The sequence below is a fragment of the Vibrio sp. S9_S30 genome, assembly GCF_014694455.1.
Taxonomy (GTDB): Bacteria; Pseudomonadota; Gammaproteobacteria; order Enterobacterales; family Vibrionaceae; genus Vibrio.
This window is the reverse complement of record NZ_JAAUWT010000001.1, coordinates 344258-365748: the sequence shown is the minus strand read 5'-3', so window position 1 is coordinate 365748 and position 21491 is coordinate 344258. Positions and strand designations below refer to the sequence as shown.

The 21491-nt window shown below is 44.9% G+C and carries 20 protein-coding genes; 8 read left to right on the top strand and 12 right to left on the bottom strand.

Annotated elements, in window-relative coordinates:
• Window positions 1-14: 14 nt before the first annotated feature.
• The 6 genes from HC752_RS01625 to HC752_RS01600 all read right to left on the bottom strand — a co-directional run bounded on the left by HC752_RS01625 (window position 15) and on the right by HC752_RS01600 (window position 7039).
• Window positions 15-1601, bottom strand: a complete 1587-nt coding sequence (locus HC752_RS01625) for a sugar ABC transporter ATP-binding protein (protein WP_202987877.1) — start codon at window positions 1599-1601, stop codon at window positions 15-17.
• Window positions 1598-2260, bottom strand: a complete 663-nt coding sequence (locus HC752_RS01620) for a DUF2291 family protein (protein ID WP_190333334.1) — start codon at window positions 2258-2260, stop codon at window positions 1598-1600. The genes HC752_RS01625 and HC752_RS01620 overlap by 4 nt, the downstream gene beginning before the upstream one ends.
• Before the next feature lie 361 nt (window positions 2261-2621).
• Window positions 2622-3614 (bottom strand): ABC transporter permease, encoded by a 993-nt coding sequence (locus tag HC752_RS01615; RefSeq protein WP_190333333.1) that lies wholly within the window; start codon window positions 3612-3614, stop codon window positions 2622-2624.
• Window positions 3615-3654: 40 nt separating this feature from the next.
• A complete protein-coding gene (locus HC752_RS01610) occupies window positions 3655-5136 on the bottom strand; it encodes a sugar ABC transporter ATP-binding protein (protein ID WP_190333332.1) in 1482 nt (493 codons plus the stop codon).
• A gap of 11 nt (window positions 5137-5147) precedes the next feature.
• On the bottom strand, window positions 5148-5909 hold the full coding sequence (locus tag HC752_RS01605; RefSeq protein ID WP_238930393.1) for an SDR family oxidoreductase: 762 nt from the start codon (window positions 5907-5909) through the stop codon (window positions 5148-5150).
• 125 nt (window positions 5910-6034) lie between these two features.
• The gene (locus HC752_RS01600; protein WP_190333330.1) at window positions 6035-7039 is read right to left on the bottom strand and encodes a substrate-binding domain-containing protein; all 1005 of its coding nucleotides are present in this window, start codon (window positions 7037-7039) and stop codon (window positions 6035-6037) included.
• Between the two features lie 418 nt (window positions 7040-7457).
• On the opposite strand from HC752_RS01600, the gene rpiB reads away from it, so the two are divergent.
• The 3 genes from rpiB to dhaL are packed head-to-tail and all read left to right on the top strand — an operon-like array spanning window position 7458 to window position 9635.
• Window positions 7458-7922: a ribose 5-phosphate isomerase B gene (gene rpiB / locus HC752_RS01595; protein ID WP_190333329.1), complete on the top strand. Its 465-nt coding sequence runs from the start codon at window positions 7458-7460 to the stop codon at window positions 7920-7922.
• Window positions 7923-7980: 58 nt separating this feature from the next.
• Entirely contained in the window at window positions 7981-8982 is a 1002-nt protein-coding gene (locus HC752_RS01590) for a dihydroxyacetone kinase subunit DhaK (RefSeq protein ID WP_238930392.1), read from the top strand.
• 5 nt (window positions 8983-8987) lie between these two features.
• Window positions 8988-9635, top strand: coding sequence for a dihydroxyacetone kinase subunit DhaL (gene dhaL, locus HC752_RS01585; protein ID WP_190333328.1), 648 nt, complete (start codon window positions 8988-8990; stop codon window positions 9633-9635).
• A 107-nt stretch (window positions 9636-9742) separates the two neighbouring features.
• On the opposite strand, the gene prfC is transcribed toward dhaL, so the two are convergent.
• Entirely contained in the window at window positions 9743-11332 is a 1590-nt protein-coding gene (gene prfC, locus HC752_RS01580) for a peptide chain release factor 3 (RefSeq protein WP_190333327.1), read from the bottom strand.
• Window positions 11333-11447: 115 nt separating this feature from the next.
• On the opposite strand from prfC, the gene HC752_RS01575 reads away from it, so the two are divergent.
• The 3 genes from HC752_RS01575 to HC752_RS01565 all read left to right on the top strand — a co-directional run bounded on the left by HC752_RS01575 (window position 11448) and on the right by HC752_RS01565 (window position 15181).
• On the top strand, window positions 11448-11633 hold the full coding sequence (locus HC752_RS01575; RefSeq protein ID WP_190333326.1) for a hypothetical protein: 186 nt from the start codon (window positions 11448-11450) through the stop codon (window positions 11631-11633).
• 351 nt (window positions 11634-11984) lie between these two features.
• The gene (locus tag HC752_RS01570) at window positions 11985-12692 is read left to right on the top strand and encodes a substrate-binding periplasmic protein (protein WP_190333325.1); all 708 of its coding nucleotides are present in this window, start codon (window positions 11985-11987) and stop codon (window positions 12690-12692) included.
• A gap of 53 nt (window positions 12693-12745) precedes the next feature.
• Window positions 12746-15181 carry an EAL domain-containing protein gene (locus HC752_RS01565; protein ID WP_190333324.1) on the top strand — a complete coding sequence of 812 codons (2436 nt, stop codon included), beginning with the start codon at window positions 12746-12748 and terminating at the stop codon, window positions 15179-15181.
• Between the two features lie 110 nt (window positions 15182-15291).
• Here the strand turns inward: HC752_RS01565 and rimI are convergent, their stop codons facing one another.
• From rimI to ubiT, 5 genes are all read right to left on the bottom strand, one after another.
• Entirely contained in the window at window positions 15292-15738 is a 447-nt protein-coding gene (gene rimI / locus HC752_RS01560) for a ribosomal protein S18-alanine N-acetyltransferase (RefSeq protein ID WP_190333323.1), read from the bottom strand.
• Window positions 15731-16123: a DNA polymerase III subunit psi gene (locus HC752_RS01555; RefSeq protein WP_190333322.1), complete on the bottom strand. Its 393-nt coding sequence runs from the start codon at window positions 16121-16123 to the stop codon at window positions 15731-15733. The genes rimI and HC752_RS01555 overlap by 8 nt, the downstream gene beginning before the upstream one ends.
• A 327-nt stretch (window positions 16124-16450) precedes the next feature.
• Window positions 16451-16753, bottom strand: a complete 303-nt coding sequence (locus HC752_RS01550; protein ID WP_190333321.1) for a hypothetical protein — start codon at window positions 16751-16753, stop codon at window positions 16451-16453.
• 331 nt (window positions 16754-17084) lie between these two features.
• Window positions 17085-17585, bottom strand: a complete 501-nt coding sequence (locus HC752_RS01545; protein WP_190333320.1) for a GNAT family N-acetyltransferase — start codon at window positions 17583-17585, stop codon at window positions 17085-17087.
• Window positions 17569-18096, bottom strand: a complete 528-nt coding sequence (gene ubiT / locus HC752_RS01540) for a ubiquinone anaerobic biosynthesis accessory factor UbiT (protein WP_190333319.1) — start codon at window positions 18094-18096, stop codon at window positions 17569-17571. Before ubiT ends, HC752_RS01545 begins: the two co-directional genes overlap by 17 nt.
• Before the next feature lie 195 nt (window positions 18097-18291).
• Between ubiT and HC752_RS01535 the strand changes: the two genes are divergently transcribed.
• Both HC752_RS01535 and ubiU read left to right on the top strand, forming a co-directional pair.
• Window positions 18292-20331, top strand: a complete 2040-nt coding sequence (locus HC752_RS01535) for a sensor domain-containing protein (protein ID WP_190333318.1) — start codon at window positions 18292-18294, stop codon at window positions 20329-20331.
• Between the two features lie 146 nt (window positions 20332-20477).
• Window positions 20478-21491 (top strand): ubiquinone anaerobic biosynthesis protein UbiU, encoded by a 1014-nt coding sequence (gene ubiU / locus HC752_RS01530; protein WP_190333317.1) that lies wholly within the window; start codon window positions 20478-20480, stop codon window positions 21489-21491.

The following is a 21491-nucleotide window of genomic DNA, read 5'->3' as shown; positions in this document are numbered from 1 at the left end:
AATTTGGTTTCTGGCTAGGCGATCAGAGATTCACCCGATGCCGCCATGATGTCTTCCTTGACCGCAGTTGAGTCAAAAATGGCGGAGATTTTCCCGCGGCGAAGCACCACTATCCGATGAGCAATGCTTAAACACTCTTCCACTTCTGACGTGGAATACATCACAGACAAGCCTTTTTCAGCCTGTTGACTGAGCAGCTTAAACACTTCCGCTTTCGCACCAATATCGATGCCTCGACTTGGCTCATCCAATAGAATGACTTTCGGTTTTGTCGCCAACATTTTGCCTATCACGACTTTTTGTTGATTGCCTCCAGACAACGAACTGATTTGGCTTTTCGGTCCATCGGCTTTTATCGTGACGTTTTGGATAGAACGAGCAATCAACGCTTCCTCACTCTCCTTAGACAGCACGTAACGCTTAACAAAACGTCCTATGCTAGCCAGCGATACATTACTGCCGACATCCATGGTTTGAACCAAACCGTCACGCTGGCGATCTTCTGGCACTAACACCAATCCAGATTGGATTCTTTCGGAAATGCTCATTCCAGTCAGCGGGTGACCTTGCATTTCAACAGCCCCCCCTGACTCTTTTAGGCGACCAGCGATGCATTCCATGAGCTCCGTTCGCCCAGCGCCCATTAAGCCGTAAAGACAGACAATTTCATTCTTGTGAAGGGAGAGAGAAAGTTTATCCACGGATTTGAACCCAGAGCCAGAAGGGTCATCGACCGACAGGTTTTTGATATCAAGGACAACCTCTCCATCCCTCTTATCTTGCGGCGGCTTGCCCAAACTGTAGTTGTCGCCAACCATGTGCCTCACTATCCAACCAAGATCGATATCTGCACGCGGGGCATACGCCGTCATCGCGCCATCCCTTAACACCAAAGCGTGATCCGTAATTTGGAGCGCCTCTTCTAGGTGGTGTGATATATAAACAATGGATACGCCACGGCTTGTTAATTCCCTGATCACCTTAAATAAAACGTCTACCTCGGCTGCGCTGAGTGCCGAAGTGGGTTCATCCATAATGAGGATTCTTGAATTGACCGACAGTGCACGGGCAATTTCAATCAATTGCTGTTGACCTAAGCGCAAATCTTCCACAGGGGTGAGAGGATCGATATGCTCTTCCAACTCACTCATTAGCGCTCGTGTCTGACGCTCTTCCTCCGCGTAATCCACACCAAAAGAGCCCTGTATTTCACGCCCCATAAAAATGTTGTCACGCACATTTAAATTGGGTGCCAAGCTGAGTTCCTGATGGATAATGCAAATACCATGATCACGCGCTTCATTTGACGATTGAAATACAACCGGTTCATTATCCAGTAGGATGTCGCCCGTGGTGGGGCGCAAAATGCCCGAAAGCACATTCATTAAGGTCGATTTTCCGGCGCCGTTTTCACCAAAAAGCGTGGTAACCTGCCCCCGATAAATGGAAAAGTTGACGGCTTTCAGAGCATGAGTATTGCCGAAAGACTTTGAAACCTGCCTTGCTTCCATGATCACATCAGCATTCTTGATCGCACCAGCACTCTTGATCGTATCATCAGCCACGATCGCATCCGTGTTGTTGCTACTCATCGTATTCATGGCAGCACCTCAAACTGAACGGGGGTCACTAACCAGTTTTTGGCGTTAATCAGTTTAAATACCCCAACTACGGAGACTTCTTTGCCTTCAAGGGTTGTATTGTCTATCGAGGCTAACACCTGTTTTTTCATTTCATTGTTGAGTGCCGCCCCCACATTTTGGTATTCGATCTGATTTTTAAATTGATTGAATTCAATCGATCCCGTTGCGTCCCTCAGATCGGTGCCGTTGATCGCGGGGCCGGTTTGGACGCGCACTCGGATGTTCGCTGGCATGCCATCAATATTCACGGTCCAAATACCAGATTTGCCTTTTTCGACCACCCCTCTAAAGGACACAGGGACAACCGATCCGATACCGCCTTTGGACTTTACGCCGTATTGTTCAGCGGCTTCTTTCTTGTTTTGAGTAATGGCTGACGCCAGTTCTGTCGCCTCGACGGCTCGCGAGAATACGTGACTTTGAATGCTTGGGAATGTTGCCACTGCGTAGCCTTCTACGGAAAAAACTTGTTGACGCGTATCCTCTTTCGACCCCATTACCACAAACGTGGTATCGAGTATCGCGGCGGTAGCCAAAGCAAAAAAGGTAAGCCACAGCCACCCTGCGGAAAGACTTCTGATTTTTCTTTCTAGGATCAATGAACTGCTTTTTGTCATTCTTTCTCTTCCACAATGCTCACAATCTGTTCATTTGAATACTACTATTCACATTTGAACATTTAGTGATTACCATCACAATATTACAGGTATTTTGTATTAACTTTAAAACACAAAAATAACACCACATTAACCAATTGTTTTTCCATTCATAAAAATAACGCCGCATGATAAGACCATCATGTACGTTGAAAGATCCGGCTCAACAATCCGCTCATCCAAACTACAGACGCGCCAAACACATTGAAAAAAGGCGATAAGAACCATTCATTTGATAGAAATAAAAAACAAATGAACAAAATATAAATCCAACTTGGCATTAAGCCCTCTGCGGCTGAGCCTTAAGGGGGAGTCACGCGCATTACTCTTTCAATCGCGAACGATCCATCATGACGGCCAACACAATGATCGCGCCCTTCACGACTTGCTGATAAAAAGAAGAAACGCCAAGAAGATCGAGACCATTGTTTAATACCCCAATAATCAAGGCGCCAAACAGCGTCCCTACAACACTGCCCACGCCACCCGCTAAACTGGTTCCACCAATCACCACCGCAGCAATCGCATCTAATTCATACGCGACACCGGCCTGCGGCAACGCCGCAGAAGTTCGAGCAGACAAAATCAATCCAGCTAACCCGCTAAGTAAGCCGGCAATACCGTAAACACTAAACGTAATCCATTTAACATTGATGCCTGAGGTTCTTGCTGCTTTGGGGTTTCCACCCACGGCATACACATAACGCCCATAGGTGGTGTAACGCAGCACAAACCAACTGAGTGCAAAGACCACTAAAAACAGAATGACCGGCATAGGGACGCCCATCACTAACCCCTGACCAATGAACTTGTAACTTGGGTTCAAGTTGGAGATCGGCATGCCATCGCTGTAGATAAGTGTCAGCCCGCGCGCCATGCTGAGCATGCCGAGCGTCATAACAAAAGGGGGCACCGCAAAACGCGCTATCACAAAACCATTGGCGACACCCAATGCGAGCCCCGCTCCCATTCCAAAGATCACCGGAGCTAGAATAGCCGTATTGCCTGATCCAGTCGCAAAGCTCGCGGCCACCATCGCAGTGAATGCCACCATGGAACCGACCGACAGATCAATGCCGCGCGTCAAAATGACGAAAGTCATCCCCAAAGCCAGAATGCCGTTAATGGATGTCTGGCGGAGGACATTGATTAAGTTATTGGCTGTCAAAAAGTATGGGCTTGCGATCGATAATATTAAGCAAATAGCGATAAATGCCAGCACGATGCCATACCTAGATGCCCACCCACGCCAATTCGTGTTCTGATTGCTAAACGATGCTTTGGGGGCTTCCGATGTGTTCTGTTCTGTTCCCATGAATTCAATCCTTCGACTACGTCTTATTCGTTTTTTGGGGTTAAGAGGCCAATTTCGATAGTGCTTCTTGGCTCAATGCTTCGCGTGTGAGTTCTCCTGTTATTTTTCCTTTGCGAAACACAATGACCCTATCACTCATGCCCAATATTTCTGGAATTTCAGATGACACCAAAATGATGGCTTTGCCCTCACGCGCAAATTGAGACATAAACTGGTAGATCTCTCGCTTGGCGCCTACGTCCACCCCCCTAGTCGGTTCATCCAGTAACAAGACTTTGGGCTGAGTTGCCATCCATTTTGCCAACACCACTTTCTGCTGATTACCGCCACTCAAACTTTTGACGTCCATGTCTTTCGTTGCTTTTATTGAAAAGCGTTCGAACATCTCATCCGATACTGTTTGCTCTTGTTTTAATGTAACGACCCCTCTGCGGGACAATTGATTTAATGATGCGTAAGAGATGTTTTTCACCACGCTGCTTTCCAAAAAAAGCCCACTGCCTTTTCTATCCTCTGTCACCAAAGCAAACCCTTTTTCCATGGCTTGTTTGGGGGAGCGAGGTTGATAACGTTCATCACCCAATTCGATCTCTCCTTGGCTGGGCTCTCGAAGACCAAACAAGGTTTCCAAAAATTCACTTCTTCCTGCTCCCATCAAACCAAACACCCCCAAAATCTCCCCTTGGTGCAGCGTCAAATCGATGGGAGAAAAAGCCTCTGCAAGCGCTAGCTGATGTACTCTCAGTAAAGGGCGATCCGTCAGTTGATTGAATTTGGCGTACTCCTCTTCCAATTCAGATCCTAAAATTAAATTGATCAATTCATGGTGGTTGATGTCTTTCATTGCGCCGGATTGGATGAATTGACCGTCTCTGAAAATGGAATAATCGTCGGCAATACGAAACAACTCGTTCATACGATGTGACACGTAAATAATCGAGGTGCCAGACGCTTTAAGCTGGCGCATAGTGTCAAACAAATCGTTGACTTCTTGCTCGCCTATCGCAGACGTTGGCTCATCCATAATGATAATTCGAGCGTTGTAGGATATGGCTTTTGCAATTTCCACCAGCTGAATTTGCGATAAACTCAGTTCACGCATGAATGCATTCGCGGATATATCAAACTTCAATTCATGAAGCAGCTGGCTTGTATTCCCTTCCATGAGCGCTTTGTCGACCACAAAGCCACCGAACTTTTTAGGCTCACGACCTAGGTAAATATTTTCGGCCACCGTCATATCTGGCACAGGTTCTAGCTCTTGGCTAATAAAAGAGATCCCTGCTTTTAATGCTTGAGAAGGGCTAGAGAATTTGACCGGCAAGCTATTGAGTAATATCTCCCCTTCATCCCTTGCGTAAATCCCCATTAATACGTTCAGAAAAGTGGATTTTCCGGCCCCATTACCACCGCATAACGCATGAATGGTGCCTTTACGAAGGTTCAGATCTCCTCGCTTGAGGGCCACGACACCAGAAAAGGTTTTCTTAATTCCAGTGGCTTGCAGAACATATTCCGTCATTCTATTCTCCATCACTGGATAGTGTAGCCACCATCAATCACTAGGTTAGCCCCACTGATCATGGCCGCTTCATCACTCGCAAGGTAAATGGCGGCCGAAGCAATTTCGTGCGGCTCGGCAAAGCGACGGGTCGGTATTTTCATTTTCATCTCTTTAGCAACGTCACCTGACCACGCTTTTTTCCCAAGCTCGGTCAATACTACCGTTGGAGAAATAGCGTTAACCGTGACCCCCATAGGGGACCATTCCAATGCCAAGACCTGCGTAAGCGAAATCACCCCTGCTTTACTGGCGCAATATGCCAAGTGTTTATCTATCGCGACCATGCCTGCCTGAGAGGCAATATTGACAATTCGCCCCACCCCATTCGCCACCATTTCTCTCCCAACGATCTGGCTCATGAGGTACACACTTTTCAGATTCACATTCATGGTGTTGTCCCAGTCTTTGTCGGACAGTTCGAGTGCGTCATCCAGTGCCACTATGCCCGCGCAATTCACCAAAATATCGATGTGACCGAAGCGCTTTTTCACGTCATCTGTCGCGCTTTGTACGCTTTGTCGACAGGTAACATCAACTTGTAAACCTAAAGCTCTATCGGCACTCAGCTGTTTGGCAACCTTATCGACATCAGGATGAATATCAATCAGCACGACACGGGCACCTTTCATCAAAAATGCATCACAAATCGCATGGCCGATCCCAGCGGCACCGCCAGTAACCATCGCCGTTTTTCCGGCTAGAGAAAAAGAGTGATCCGGTAATTGCTGCATGCTCATCTCCTTTGATAAATACATAGCGTTAGACAAATACATAGCGTTAGTGAAATACATAGCTTTAGAGAAATAAAAGCCACAACGCCCAAAGCCATTAGCCTTGGGCGAAATATTCAATCCGATTAATTACCACGCTTACTTAGCAATTTCTCCACGTTATCCCGTGTGACTGGGGTCCATGGCACGTTGTAATGCTTTTTCATCCCGTCAGCCCATGCCATATCCGCCTGATACGCAGTCCAAATGGGGGATTTGGGTTGATAACGGCTGCCAATCACCTGACGAATAGCAACATCAATCGCTCCTTGAGCCTGAGCTTCTGCATCTTGCAACACCGATTCCATGCTCCCATCTTTAACTGCCCTCAACGCATCGGTAATGCCATCAACACCCGCGATAGAGAAATCGTCCACTTTTAACCCAGCCGCTTTAATGGCTTCGATTGCGCCTAATGCCATTTCATCATTTTGTGCAATGATGCCGCCAATGTTTCCACGATAAGACGTTAGCCAGTTTTCCATCAATGAGAGCGCTTCCGCACGAGACCAGTTTGCTGTTCGTTTTTCTAGTACTGTCACGTTTGAATTTTTATCCAGTACGTTCTTGATGCCTTGGGCTCGATCAATCTGGGCTGATTGCCCAATCGGCCCTTCAATGACCACAACGTTACCTTTGAAACCCATTTTTTCTAGAACGGCATTCGCCACCATTTCCCCAGCTTTAACGTCGTCAGATCCAACAAATGACGCAAGCTGATCCGAATTACATCGAGTGTTCGACCCAATGACTGGAATATTGGCAGCGGCGGCTTTTGCTACGGCACTGGCACAAGCTTCGGCGTCAATGGGAACAAAAACAATGGCGTCAAATTGTCGAGTAACCATGGTATCGAATTGGTTTTCCTGCACTAAAGCGTCATATCGGCCATCGAACACCGTCACTTCCACTTCTCCTGATTTAACGGCGGGATGCTGCTTGGCTGCATTACTCCACAACTGCATAAATTCAGCTTGTAAGCCATACACAGCTGCACCAATTCTGATGGGTTTGGCTGAAACGGTGCCGGCTCCAAGAGTAAGAACAGCCGTTGCTAGCAGTAATGAGGTTTTCCTAAACACATGTTTCATGATAATTCCCTTTATTTGCGCTCAAAGCCTTTCTTGAGTAGCTCAGCACTCAGAGAGGTCAGCTTTGCTTCATAGGATTGTGAGAAGTGAGAAGCTTGCCTGCTTACGAAAACCAACATGAACATTCGCAACTCACATCGTTCATATGAATAATATGATTAACATTTGAACGATGCATGTTTTAGTTCACATATTTTTAATAATATTTGTCTCAATTATAATAATGACAAACTCACACCACATTAACTCATTGTTAAATAACAAATAAAAATAAAACAGGGTCCGTTTTTATTTGAATTATTGATAAATAGCGCATTTGACAGGTGATTAAATTTACAACAATCTAAAGGAAATAAATGAAAACAACCTGTTCATATGTTCAATGTATAAATCACATGGGCATACATAAGGAGGCGGAATGGACGATTTTTCAATCGCCATTGGAAGTGATGATGCAGCGACGGATTTAAAGAACACCATTATGGAATTTCTTTCAGAGCAAGGCTTTGAAATTGAAGATTATGGTGACCTTTGCGTTGACGACACGAGTTATCCAGACGTTGCCTTTGCGCTGGCAACATCCATTCAATCGGGCAAACACCAACGTGGCATATTGCTTTGCGGTACAGGAATTGGTATGGCTATTACAGCCAACAAGGTATCGGGGATTCGGGCAGCTCAAGCTCATGATACGTATTCAGCTCAACGTGCTAGGAAAAGCAACAATGCTCAAATCCTTACTCTAGGAGCTAGGGTCGTCGGGACGGAATTGGCAAAAGAAATCGTCAAAGCTTTCTTAGAGTCCGAATTTGAAGCTGAGCGATCCGGGTCAAAAGTTGAACGAATTCAATTTTATGAAAATGCCTCCAGTAAGAAAGACTAATAGCTAACTCCGGTCTGTTGACCTTACTACTTAAAAAAAGAGAAGGATGGAACCTACTATGATGCAAAGAATCATCAATGATCCCGACCAAGTCGTCGAAGACTCTCTAAAGGGATACTTGTCTGCCTATCCACAGTATATAACCGCAACCGACAACCCTAGAGTCGTTAAAAGCAGCCAGTTACCAACAGGAAAAGTAGGTGTGATTACTGGCGGTGGTTCCGGTCATGAACCTGCCTTTTTAGGGTACGTTGGGCACAATTTATTGGATGCGGTAGCCATTGGCGAAATCTTTTCTTCTCCTACGGCTATCAGCTTTTTAGATGCCGCTAAAGCCGCTGATTCTGGTCGAGGGGTGGCGTGCCTATATGGTAACTATGCTGGCGATAACATGAATGTCAAAATGGCATGCAAAATGGCCGACAAACAAGGCATCACCATCAAAACCGTCGTCGCCAATGACGATGTTCCCTCTGCCCCGCCCAGTGATCTAGAAAAACGTCGCGGCGTTGCTGGGGAAATCCTCATGTGGAAAGTCGGCAGTGCAGCAGCAGCTAGAGGTGACGATTTGGATTCCGTGATTGAACTGGCTCAGCACGCCATCGACAATACGCGCAGTATTGGCATTGGGTTATCTCCTTGTGTGATTCCTGCGGTTGGAAAACCCAACTTTCATATTGCGCTGGGCAAAATGGAAGTGGGGATCGGCCACCACGGTGAACCCGGTATCGAGGTAAGTGACTTAGTTTCTGCGGCAGACATGGCGAAAATCATGACCGACGCTGTCGTGAATGATCTGCCTTTTTCCTCGGGTGACGAGGTGGTCGTTTTGATTTCAGGGTTAGGGGCGACCCCGAATAATGAACTTCACATTTTGTACCATGAAGTTGCCACCCTGCTTGAACAACGCGATATTGGTATTCATCGCCAATATGTCGGTGACTATTTCACGTCTTTGGAAATGCACGGTGCGACGCTGACCATAATGAAAGTAGACGATAGGCTAAAGCCTTTGATTGACACACCTGCACATTCCATTGGTTTCCATCAGGAGGGCTGAACACCATGTCACATTTACAGGCTGCCGATGGCAAAGACATCATGATTGAAATTTGCGATGTGATCGTTGCAAACAAAGTGTATCTCAGTGAAATAGATGGGCTTATCGGCGATGGCGATCATGGGATCAATATGGCAAAAGGGTTCGCCATGTGTAAGTCCGATCTTGAAAAGCTCAACGAGGTGAACCTTGGTCAGTCCTTTCAGGTGCTCGCCAACATTCTAATGGGCTCGATTGGTGGCTCAATGGGGCCCATTTATGGCAGTGTTTTTGTCTCCATGGGGTTAGAGGCGGAAGGGAAAGAACACATTAGCAAAGCGGATTTTGTTGAGATGTTATCTGAAGGGTTAGTCGGATTGCAGGAAATCAGCGACGCTAACGTGGGTGATAAATGCATTATGGATACCTTAGTGCCTGCGGTGAAAGCGATGCGAGACAGTGTAAATGAAGGTTTTTCGTTCAAAGACAGCCTCATCAAGATGGAAGCCGCAGCAAAAGCGGGGGCGGAGTCAACCAAAGACTTGGTCTCTAAAATTGGGCGTTCAAGTCGCCTTGGTGAGCGTTCGGTTGGGGTATTAGATGCAGGCGCGGTATCGTGTAGCCTAATATTGGGCCAACTAGCACAATCAACGATATGCAGACTTCAAGAATAAATGCAGACTTCCAAAATAAAATAAACCCAACTAAAAACGTCGCCACAAAGGCGACGTTTTAGTTGGGTTTTCATGAACCGTTTTCTTGAACCACGTTTCTGAACGGATTAGTGCTCACGAGTGGCACGGAAGTTCACATCAGGGAAACGTTCTTGTGCCAGGTTTAAGTTCACCATGGTGGGGGCAATGTAACTGAGGTTGTCACCGCCATCGAGCGCAAGGTTAGCCTGATTCTTACGCTGGAACTCATCCAACTTTTTCTCGTCTTCACATTCAATCCAACGAGCCGTCGCGACATTAACGCCTTCATAAATCGCTTCAACATTGTATTCAGACTTCAACCGAGCCACTACAACATCAAACTGAAGAACACCAACCGCACCCACAATCAAATCATTGTTTTGCAATGGGCGGAATACCTGAACAGCCCCCTCTTCTGAGAGCTGAACCAACCCTTTCAGAAGCTGCTTTTGTTTCAATGGATCTTTCAGTCGAATACGGCGGAACAACTCTGGTGCAAAGTTCGGAATACCAGAGAACTTCAGGTTTTCACCTTGCGTAAAGGTATCACCAATTTGAATCGTACCATGGTTATGTAAACCGATGATGTCGCCAGCGTACGCGTTTTCTGCGCGAGATCGGTCACCCGCCATAAAGGTAACGGCATCCGAAATACTCACTTGCTTACCAAGACGAACATGGTTCATCTTCATGCCTTGCGTGTAGGTTCCCGAGACAATTCGCATAAACGCTATGCGGTCACGGTGTTTCGGATCCATGTTTGCTTGAATTTTAAAGACAAAGCCCGAAAATTTTTCTTCTTTGGCTTCTACTTCTCGCTCATTCGCTTGGCGAGATAGAGGCTCTGGTGCCCACTCGGTCAAACCATCTAGCATGTGATCAACACCGAAGTTACCTAAAGCGGTACCAAAGAACACGGGGGTAAGCTCACCACGTAAGAACAATTCACGGTCAAATTCATGGGAAGCCCCTACCACCAATTCGAGCTCTTCACGCAACTGTTCGGCAAATTCTTCACCAATCGCTTCATCTAACTCTGGGTTGTTCAAGCCTTTTACGACGCGCTCATCTTGAATCGTGTGACCTTGACCTGTCGAGTACAAGATCGTTTCATCACGATGAATGTGATAAACCCCTTTGAACTCTTTACCACAGCCGATAGGCCAAGAAATGGGAGCACAAGCTATATTCAGCTCGCTTTCCACTTCATCCAATAATTCCATTGGGTCACGGATATCACGGTCAAGTTTGTTCATGAACGTCACGATAGGTGTGTCACGTAGACGCGTTACCTCCATGAGTTTACGGGTACGATCCTCGACACCTTTCGCCGCATCAATCACCATCAAACAGGAATCGACGGCAGTAAGGGTGCGGTAGGTATCTTCCGAGAAGTCTTCGTGTCCAGGAGTATCCAAAAGGTTAACCAAAGACTCGTTGTACGGAAACTGCATCACCGACGTCGTTACAGAGATACCCCGTTCTTTTTCCATTTCCATCCAGTCGGATTTAGCGTGCTGATTAGAACCTCGGCCTTTTACCGTACCGGCAGATTGAATCGCACGTCCGAACAAAAGAACTTTTTCTGTAATGGTGGTCTTACCCGCATCTGGGTGAGAGATAATGGCGAAGGTTCTGCGTTTAGACACTTCTTGCGTAAAGGGAGAATTAGACATGGTTGTAATCTTCTTTATTGATCACTGCATTACAATGACATTGAAACTGATATGCACGACACGCCCACCTGCTGTTTAAAAACAAGCTTTAGGCACAATATGCGAGGTATAAACTGTGTACTTGGATTCAGGTTATTACATCGGTCTTATCGTCAGGCGTGAACAAATGGCGCAATTGTATGAGATCCGCGCTCAGCTTTCCAGTTGGTTATCGATAGTACGTCAATGGATAGGCAGCATAACCGGAACAATAAACGTCATGACCTCCATTTTTTTAACTAAGTCGCACACTCAAAAGTAAGTCGCACACTCAAAAGTAAATAGAATGTTAAAAAAGTGGCATATTAAAAAGCCAAGTAGCACGATACTTTCGCCAAACATGAGATTAAAATCAGCGAAATTTGTAATAACGTGAAAAAAACAAAAACAAAGCGTGGCTCACATCTTATGCTTTCGTCTTAAATGTGAGCTATTCAAAAAATGAGATTACTATAGATAAAAAATTTAACTATTATGAATAGTTTACCAAAATTCTTTAATTAGATAATTTTGTAAAAGTTTTAGATTATTTGTGATATTTATCATTCACATATGTTGTAAAGTCTCTAGAATCTAAATTGACGGCTCGATAACAATCAGGAAGAAGCGCATCATGTTGAATGGAAAAATTCGAGTATTATTCCTCGTGATGTTTTTTTCTTTACCTGTTATTTCTAAAGAACTTTCTTTAGCCGCCATTCATTACCCTCCTTACACCATTATTAACGACGACAACGAGGTAACAGGAACCGACGCTAAAATTGTTGTTGACGTTATGGCTATGCAAGGAATACGCATTAACTTGATCAGCCCACCTTGGTCTCGGGCGTTAAAAAGTGTCAAGCACGGGAAGATTTCAGGGCTCGTGAGCTGTACAAAAAACAAGAGCAGATCTCAGTATATGCTTTTCTCCGATCCCATTGATACCATCAATAACGGTCTCATTGTTCGAAACAGCTATATAGGCGCACCACTAAAGCACATCAGCGATTTAAATGGCATAAAACTCATTGCTATCCACAAGTGGAACACTCAAACCGAGTTGGTAAGAAATAATATCCCTCACGCTCAAGCAAACTCTATCCCTCAAGCTTTAGATATGCTACTAAGGCGAAATTTTGATGCGATTTATAGTGGAACCGAGAGTGTGAAGTATTTTGCTGAAAAGTCACACAAACAAGATAAGCTGAAAGTCATATTGTTTGAAGAGCGTCCACCCATCACGCTGCATATGTGCTTAGGCAAACAAACGCCCAACGCAAGAGAAATCATAGCAAGGTTTAATCAAGATCTTGCAACATACAAAGCAACCAAAGATTAAATCATGATTCAGCGCCTTTTCATCGAGCTACATTAACGTTTAAGGAAGAAAATTTGTATCGTCAGCCCCGAAAATCTCTTGCTACTCATCAGACCACAACTGTATTTCTGGTTGCTGTTGCACTGGGGCTGCTTTTTAGCTTTTATCAGATTGTTCTGGATCTTCACCGAGAGCGCATAAAAATATCCGAGAAATATCATCTTAAGCTAGAACAAAATTACACCAATGCCAGCCAAGCAGCCTATCACGTCAACCCCTTATTAGCGCAACAGGTGACAGACAGCATTATGGCTGATAAAGCAGTGCGACATGTGGTGCTGACTGACGACTTTAATGACATATTGTCGGAAGAACATCGCACTTTTCATTATGAGAGCCGATTGAATCAGTCCCTTGGTCAGTGGCTTTTCACCAATGAGCAAATTTACACGATTTCACTCCACCAGCCAGGAACGACTCAAATCGTAGGGACGCTCAGTTTCACTGTAAATGGCATTGCATCCGCTGATGGCTTTTTAGAAAGAGCCAAATCACTGCTCATATTCGATATGATCCGAAATGTGTTGCTTGCGAGTATTCTGCTTTGTTTCTTTTACCGAAAATTGTCTAAACCGCTTATTGACCTCACTTACTGGGTTCGTTCTTTGCAATTTCAAGAACCTCAGAAAAAGCTTCCTGGTCAACTCAGAAACGATGAACTCGGTCAGCTTGCTCAGTCTTTTCAAACCATGTGGAATGAACGTGAACAAGCAACCGCCCAATTAAGCCAGAATATTGAAGCGCTTAAAAAAAGCGAGCATTTTGCGAGTACCATCATGGATAGCTCAAGTGATGCTCTCTTGCTGATCAATCGAGATGGCAAAATTACTCACGTCAACAGTAATACCTGCAACTTACTGGGATACGACAAAGACGAACTGGTGGGTTTTCCTGCGGCCACCATAAGCGTAAGTTATTCAATTGATTACATCGGCTTTAAAGTTAAGCAACCTTCAGAAAGCCAAGCTTCTTTATTTGAAGCCATTCATCGCAAAAAGGATGGGACGACTTTTCCCGTAGAAGCGACCGCTACTGAGCTCACAATGAATGATACGCCGATGTTTTTAGTGCAAGCGAGAGACATTTCTAACCGTAAGCAGACGGAAGTTCAAATTCATAACCTGGCCTATTTTGATGGATTAACCGAACTGCCGAACAGGAAGCAGCTGCTCGACCGACTGGATGAAGCGCTCAATAAATCTTATCGTACCAGTGAGCCCGGTGTGCTTTTGTACCTTGACCTTGACCGGTTCAAAACCATTAACGATTCACTCGGTCATGCGATTGGCGATCAACTTCTTCAAGCCGTATCAGAGCGTTTGAAAAAGCTACTCGATCCAATCCATCTGCTCGCTCGAATTGGGGGGGATGAGTTTGCGATTCTTATGCCTAACGTATCAGTGGATCAGGCTCAACAACACGCAGAAGACGTATTATCTTTATCTCGCTCTCCCTATGTTGTCGAATCGCACCATCTGTATTGCAGTATCAGTGTTGGCATTGCCACCTTCCCAAGCCCAGATACGAATGCTTTAGAGCTTCTTAGACAAGCCGATACCGCCCTATATCGTGCAAAGTCTGCCGGCAGCAACACCTATAAAATTTACGAGCCTGAGATGCGTAAGTTAGTGGACTCTTTTTTGTCTATCGAAAAAGGGCTTTATGAAGCCCTCAACAAAAATCAATTCGAGCTCTACTATCAACCTCAAGTTAACAAAAAAGGCGAGTTAGTGGGAGCGGAAGCACTCATCCGTTGGAACCACCCTACTCTAGGAACTGTGCCGCCAGACACATTCATGTCTATTGCCGAAGAGACCGGACAGATCATCCCCATGGGATCTTGGATTCTTGAACAAGCCTGTTTACAAATGGCACTCTGGAAAGAGAGCGAAAGTGCTCCGCATTCTTTTAAACGCCTCGCAATCAACATCAGTCCACTGCAATTTTCTCAGGCAGATTTTGTTGAACACGTGACGAATGCTGTGGAACGCTCCGGCATAGCACCACAGGATATTGAGCTGGAGCTCACCGAAAATATGTTGCTTAAAAACATCGACTCCTGCGTGATAAAAATGGCCGAGTTAAAAAGGAAAGGTTTCAAGATTGCCATTGATGACTTTGGTACGGGGTATTCCTCTCTTAAGTATTTAAAAAGATTATCGCTGGATGTATTAAAAATCGATCGTTCATTTGTGACCGATCTTCACCTCAATAAAAGCGATACCGCCATCGTTGATTCGATCATTTTGATGTCAGAGCGCCTTGGTCTAGAGGTGATTGCTGAAGGAGTCGAAGAGCCGGAAGAACTAAAAGCGTTAACAGACTTAGGTTGTAAACAATTTCAGGGATATCTATTCGATAAACCTTTGAACGCCGCCACCATGACCGAGCGGCTAAAAAACCCACAATATGCTAACCAAATCATCAAACAATTGAGTCAATATAAATGACGGTTATGTGCTGTTTTTGGTGTATGTCACCAGAAATCAAGTTCATCGGAAATCAAGGCGCGAGAAGAACGATGAAAGAGGGTTTCTATTCACACAGAAAAACCATTACGTTACATAAACAGATAACTCATGATAATCGCGTCTTCTTTCCCTGATGCCGTCGGATAGTAATCTATGCGTCGGTCGACTTCATTAAACCCTTCCGATTCATACAGCCCAAATGCATTCTGATTACTTTCTCTCACTTCCAACCAAGCACTCTCGGCATTGGCGGCTGTGCAGATTTCAATAAACCCTTGAAGCAGCTGCTTTCCATAGCCTTTTCCTTGATGAGAAGGAGACACCGCAATGTTCAGTAACGTCACTTCTCCTACAATGTTCTGCGCGTAAAAATACCCCACCAACTCACCATCGATATGAAGCCCATAATGGCATGCTCCGCGAGAGTTAAGATCTCGTATCATCGACTCTTTCCATGGGTGGCTGTGCGCTTGCTGTTCAATGGCCCACACACTATCTAAGTGCTGAACAGACAGCGGCGTAATTGCATTATTCATAGGACTTTATTTGCTTCCAAAGTGCTTGCTTGTGCTCTTTATTCGATTCAACCAATGAGAGTGATTCCGAATGCAACGTTTTCACACTCTCTAGTTCGATAGGCTCACATTGACAAAACCAGACCCACTCGACATTGGCAATATCAACTTGTGACAACTGCTGAGGCTCAAGTAAAAAGGCATCATCAATACTCACTTTGAAGCTACCAAGCACTTTTGTAAGAAAGGTGCGCTCGGCAGATGTCGGAACATTAGGGCAAATCAGTAACATTCGGCAGTGTTCTGGCAATGAGATAGGTGTGATATTCACCCCCTCTAAACGCTCAGGGTGAAGAACCTGCCACTGATCGATCTGCATTTCTTGAAGAAAAGACGCGTTACTCATGACATCGACACAATTAGTTATTCATTAAGGTGGTCGATAGTAACAAAAAAGTGCACCAGTCACGAAGGAAAGGTGCACCTCATTTACAGTACCCACGAGGTCAATTCAGGTACAAAGCTAACCAGTGCAAGTACGCCTAATGCGACGAGGTAAAACGGCATTAAATGAGCAACGACTTTCCCCATGGGAACTCGCTCGATAGCAAAGGAAAGCTTCAACGAGAAGAGCCCCATATCTAATTCACACTGAAATCACTCATTGAATTGGGGTATATACAAAAAAAGAGCACCGAAGTGCTCTAGAAAAATGATTCATTGACCTTGCTTGTTAGAGATCGCGCATCAAAATCTCAAGTTCTTCCGATGCGTCCTCAATACATTCTTGTAAAACTCGTGCATCACGATGACAAAGTGGTAATCTCCAGGTTTTACCTTTACGAGCATTCGGTGTTTCTCCGACAAGCTCTGTAACATTACCCTTTCGTTCGAATCTCAGAGAATCAAATTCCGTTCTTAACCTTTGATGACTCTCATGGATTTCAACAGCGACCACACCAGTTGGGTTTACCTCGATATGTGCCTTGGAGTGTGACACATCGTTCAGCGCACAATCTAAATGTCTAGCCAGCATATTATCCTCTCCCTTTCCTAGTCAAACCATTCACAACCGCTAAATGAGTATAGACAAACCAGTGAGCTCGAAAGGCAATTTTGACAATAATTTCGACTAAAATGAATAAAGAATTGATTCTTATCAAAATAAAATTTGAAAAAAAATCGAGATGATTGACATAAAAAAGCAAGCCAAAATGTTAATCAACGGCAAGCCGAAAATCTCGTTTTTTTAGCGAAAAAACACACCTCTAAGGCCATAAAAAAAGGGCTTGGAGCCCCTTTCTTCAATTCTTCAATTCTTCAATTCTTCAATTCTTCAACAAGATAGTACACGCTTCCATCTGCTATCATTCTGAAAATTCAGGGCTAAAGAACACCTTTCCTGATTTACCGTCGAATTCGCCTTCTTTTAACGCTTGAATTTGAAATGCCCCTTCAGGCACCTCCCACTGTGTATCCAGTTGATAATCAGCAGCGCTTTCAAACCCAAATCGACCATAGTAAGCAGGGTCGCCTAATACAACGCAGGCTGGGTAGCCCAATTCAGCTAACGAGGCTAACCCCTCTTTCACCAAATCTGAAGCAATTCCCTTTCCACGGTAGTCTTCTTTTACCGCAAGTGGCGCTAAACCCTGCCAATTTAAATCTTGTTGCTCTAACGTAACAGGGCTGAATAGCACATACCCCACCACTTCACCTTCATCATTACAGGCAACCAACGATAAGGTTCTTTGTCCATTTTCACGCAGTCGATTCACTAACTCGGCTTCTGCGCCAGTTGGGAAAGCATTTTTGATCAACTGTTCTATAGGCAGAATATCTGCTGGTGCTTCAGTTCGTATAAGCATTCATTACCTCTTTGTGTTCAGGCGCAGATTGTAGTCCTTTTTGAACAAAGTCGGCTAATTGATTTAACAAAATGTTAAGTGCTTTCGGTAATGCATTCAGATCCACACTGTCCATTAAGTTTTTCACTTCTAGCCCAAGTTCCGTGTCTCCTTCTATTTTAAGACGACGTTGGAAAAAAAGCGTATCAGGATCTTCTTTTCGTCCAGCAATGAGAACGAGATCATTCAATGTTCCACTGAAGCTAACATCATGCTGCTCTGCATGGCTCTTCACGATAAGAGATTCATTTCGATAGCTGATATACCACTCTAGTTGGACATCTGAAACCTCTACTTTCAACCACTTTCCCTCTAGAAATTCGAAATCTCCATCTTCCAACGCTTCTTTAAAGATGTATTGCAAACCTTCAAGTATAGCTTTGTTTTGAAGATAATGAGGTAAAATTTGGGCTGGAGATCTCAAAATGGATGCGGCGTTATGCACTAGCTTAGTGCGTAGGAGTCCAAACACGGTAATATCTCTTGAGTAAGCATGAATGGTTTCAATACTAGAGTAATCTTTGTCTCGAATTTATGTTATGTATCAAAAAAAACTCAGCTAGGCCTTGGATCGCTTTTACATCTCGTATATCAAGGTTATAGTAAACTTATCGACCCACACCTGTAGGTGTTTGCATTACCTCCCCGGAGACTCGGTAACAGATTGATGCCAACAGAACAATTACAACACTGGTTTTCAAAACTCACTGATCACAGTCCGTTTTTCTTTGCTATTTTAGATAAGCAGCACAATTACCGCATGGTCAATGCTCGTTATTGCGAAATCGCAGGTCTTAGCAGTGAAGAATTGGTTGGTATGCGCGACACACAAGTCTTAGGTGAAGCGTTTTATCGAAATTTGAAACCCTATTATGAACGAGCGTTTGAAGGGGAATCTGTAGAAGCAGAAATCACTTTAAATGATCACAACCTCGAAACCAGCCTACATTTCAGTTTATCTCCCGTTATTGGTGAGCAAACGGTCGAATATATTGCTTTTCATGCCATTGATACTTCCGAGAAACAAATTCTTGTTCGCTCTCTTGAAGAGTCCGAAAATAAATTTTCCAAACTGACAGAATTACTGCCTAATGGGCTTCTTCTTGTGGAAGATGGCTGCATCATTTCTGCAAATGCGTCAGCAGCACGGTTACTCGGCTTCAATGCCTCGACCGAATTGTTAGGAGAGGAGCTCAGCCAGCTGTTCATTGATGAGCAATCCAAACTCTCATTAAGTAGTAACCAACTGCTTAATACGCTGACTGAAACCCAGTTAACTTGCTTAACAGGCGAACGTTGTGGATTAGAAAGACGAGTTTCATTGCAAGCAAATTTGACCAGTTTGCTTGGTGAACAATCACACATCGTGTTGATTCAAGGGCTAGACGAAGCGGCAAACGATGCCAGCATCGGTCAGAGTGAAACTCATATAGACTCGCTCACCAAACTGTATAACCGCTTTGGCTTTACTCGGCGTCTAGAGCAGTTCATTCACAATGAAACACCATTGATTATGCTCTACCTGGATATCGATAACTTTAAGAATATTAACGATTCTCTAGGGCATCATATCGGCGATAAAGTCATCAAAGAGGTCTCTTCTCGTTTGCAAAGATTGTTGCCAGTGCAAGCAGTGCTCGGGCACCTTGGCGGTGATGAGTTCGGTATCATACTTCCAGAACCCGAGCATAACCGCGCCGCTGACCAGCTTTCTGAACGTATTATCTCCTTGATTAATCAGCCATTTGATTTGCACCACTTTAGTAAGCGTTTGGCTTGCTCCATCGGCAGCGTAAGCTACCCAGGTGACGGGCATGATGCGCGTATTTTGCTACAAAACGCTGACACCGCTATGTATGAAGCCAAAGATCGTGGGCGCAACCGCCTGATTAAGTTCAACGATCAGATGAATAAAGAAGCGCGCATGCGATTGTGGCTTGAAATCGAGCTACAAAAAGCACTGCAGCAAAACGGTTTGGAAGTGTGGTATCAGCCAAAAGTGAATGCGCGTGATTTCAGTATCAACGGTGCAGAAGCGCTGGTTCGCTGGAAGCACCCTGTGGAAGGGTATATTAGCCCTGGGGCATTTATCCCTGTGGCAGAAAAAGCCGGTTTGATAGAACACCTTGGACGAGTAGTCATGCGTGAAGTCTTTTCAACCGTAAAACGTTGGAAGATGCAGGGTATTTTGCCGGGTCGGGTTGCGATTAACCTTTCTCCTGAGCAATTTGGTAACCCAAAACTTATCGACTACATGGAAAAGCTGCTTAGCACGACGGAGCTCGACCCTAGCTGCATCACTTTTGAGTTAACTGAAAGTGCCGTGATGAGCGACAGTGATCACACCCTTCAGATGCTCAATGCCATCAAAAAACTTGGCTTTGCTCTTTCTATTGATGACTTTGGTACGGGGTATTCTTCTCTATCCTATTTGGCACGTTTCCCTCTCGATGAGTTAAAAATAGACCGAGCTTTCATTACCGATCTCGATACATTGCCCAAACAGCTCACAGTGATTGAAAACATCATCAACTTGGGTAAATCATTGAACTTGGTTGTGGTGGCTGAAGGGGTCGAAACAACGCAGCAAGCGACTTTACTGTCAAACCTCAATTGCCATTCCATTCAAGGCTATCACTTTTATCGCCCGCAACCCAAACAAGAAATTGAAGAATTGTTGGTTCAAAATCGCCGTCATAAAAACTAATCCCTCTTACACCAGACCTGAGTGCGCTCCGATACTGATTAGGGACGCGCTAAACTGAGCAAAAACTGCCCCACATCAAATTTCCAATTGTAAAACCTCCCTAAAATGCTCTGTTACTGACAATAACCATGAAAGGTAACGAGTGTATGGAACTCCTCTGTCCGGCGGGCAATTTACCGGCTCTCAAAACCGCCATCGACTGTGGTGCGGATGCGGTTTATATCGGGTTCAAAGACGACACCAATGCCCGACATTTCGCTGGTCTGAATTTCACTGGAAAGAAACTGGAAAAAGCCGTTCAGTACGTGCACGACAACAATAAAAAGATTCATGTCGCCTTGAATACCTTCGCTCATCCGAATGGGTTTGAAAGGTGGACAACCGCAGTAGACACTGCCGCTCAGTTGGGCATTGATGCCTTAATTGTGGCCGACATTGCAGTGCTCGATTACGCTGCGACAAAATACCCTCATCTGGAGTTACACCTCTCCGTGCAGGCTTCGGCGACCAATGTTGCCTCGATCGACTTCTACCATCAAAACTTTAATGTAAAACGAGTCGTTTTGCCTCGCGTATTGTCTATTCATCAAGTCAAGCAGTTGGCTCGTAACATGAACAATAATGTTGAGCTGGAAGTCTTTGCATTTGGCAGCCTTTGCATCATGTCGGAGGGGCGATGCTACCTTTCCTCTTACATGACAGGGGAATCACCCAACACGGTTGGCGCTTGCTCACCTGCCAAGTACGTCCGCTGGAAGGAAACCAATATGGGTTTAGAGTCTCGTTTAAATGACATACTCATCGACCGCTACGCCAAAGGGGAAAATGCAGGCTATCCGACTCTATGTAAAGGTCGATTCGATGCGCTGATCGATGGAAAACAAAAACGCTATCATGCGCTGGAAGAACCCACGAGCTTAAACACGCTATCTTTACTGCCTGAACTGTTCGCAGCTAACGTCGCCTCCGTGAAAATTGAGGGTCGCCAACGTAGCCCCGCCTATGTAGAGCAAGTCACAAAAACCTGGCGTGCGGCAATAGATCGTTACCAAGCCTCACCTGAGCATTATCAAGTTGAGGACGCTTGGAATAGTACACTAGCAAACATTTCTGAAGGCACACAAACCACACTGGGTGCCTACCACAGAAAATGGCAGTAA

Coding starts and splice junctions, on each gene's coding strand:
- HC752_RS01625 (WP_202987877.1), bottom strand. CDS start 1,601: ATGAATACGATGAGTAGCAACAACACGGATGCGATCGTGGCTGATGAT.
- HC752_RS01620 (WP_190333334.1), bottom strand. CDS start 2,260: ATGACAAAAAGCAGTTCATTGATCCTAGAAAGAAAAATCAGAAGTCTT.
- HC752_RS01615 (WP_190333333.1), bottom strand. CDS start 3,614: ATGGGAACAGAACAGAACACATCGGAAGCCCCCAAAGCATCGTTTAGC.
- HC752_RS01610 (WP_190333332.1), bottom strand. CDS start 5,136: ATGACGGAATATGTTCTGCAAGCCACTGGAATTAAGAAAACCTTTTCT.
- HC752_RS01605 (WP_238930393.1), bottom strand. CDS start 5,909: ATGCAGCAATTACCGGATCACTCTTTTTCTCTAGCCGGAAAAACGGCG.
- HC752_RS01600 (WP_190333330.1), bottom strand. CDS start 7,039: ATGAAACATGTGTTTAGGAAAACCTCATTACTGCTAGCAACGGCTGTT.
- rpiB (WP_190333329.1), top strand. CDS start 7,458: ATGGACGATTTTTCAATCGCCATTGGAAGTGATGATGCAGCGACGGAT.
- HC752_RS01590 (WP_238930392.1), top strand. CDS start 7,981: ATGATGCAAAGAATCATCAATGATCCCGACCAAGTCGTCGAAGACTCT.
- dhaL (WP_190333328.1), top strand. CDS start 8,988: ATGTCACATTTACAGGCTGCCGATGGCAAAGACATCATGATTGAAATT.
- prfC (WP_190333327.1), bottom strand. CDS start 11,332: ATGTCTAATTCTCCCTTTACGCAAGAAGTGTCTAAACGCAGAACCTTC.
- HC752_RS01570 (WP_190333325.1), top strand. CDS start 11,985: ATGTTGAATGGAAAAATTCGAGTATTATTCCTCGTGATGTTTTTTTCT.
- rimI (WP_190333323.1), bottom strand. CDS start 15,738: ATGAATAATGCAATTACGCCGCTGTCTGTTCAGCACTTAGATAGTGTG.
- HC752_RS01555 (WP_190333322.1), bottom strand. CDS start 16,123: ATGAGTAACGCGTCTTTTCTTCAAGAAATGCAGATCGATCAGTGGCAG.
- HC752_RS01550 (WP_190333321.1), bottom strand. CDS start 16,753: ATGCTGGCTAGACATTTAGATTGTGCGCTGAACGATGTGTCACACTCC.
- HC752_RS01545 (WP_190333320.1), bottom strand. CDS start 17,585: ATGCTTATACGAACTGAAGCACCAGCAGATATTCTGCCTATAGAACAG.
- HC752_RS01535 (WP_190333318.1), top strand. CDS start 18,292: ATGCCAACAGAACAATTACAACACTGGTTTTCAAAACTCACTGATCAC.
- ubiU (WP_190333317.1), top strand. CDS start 20,478: ATGGAACTCCTCTGTCCGGCGGGCAATTTACCGGCTCTCAAAACCGCC.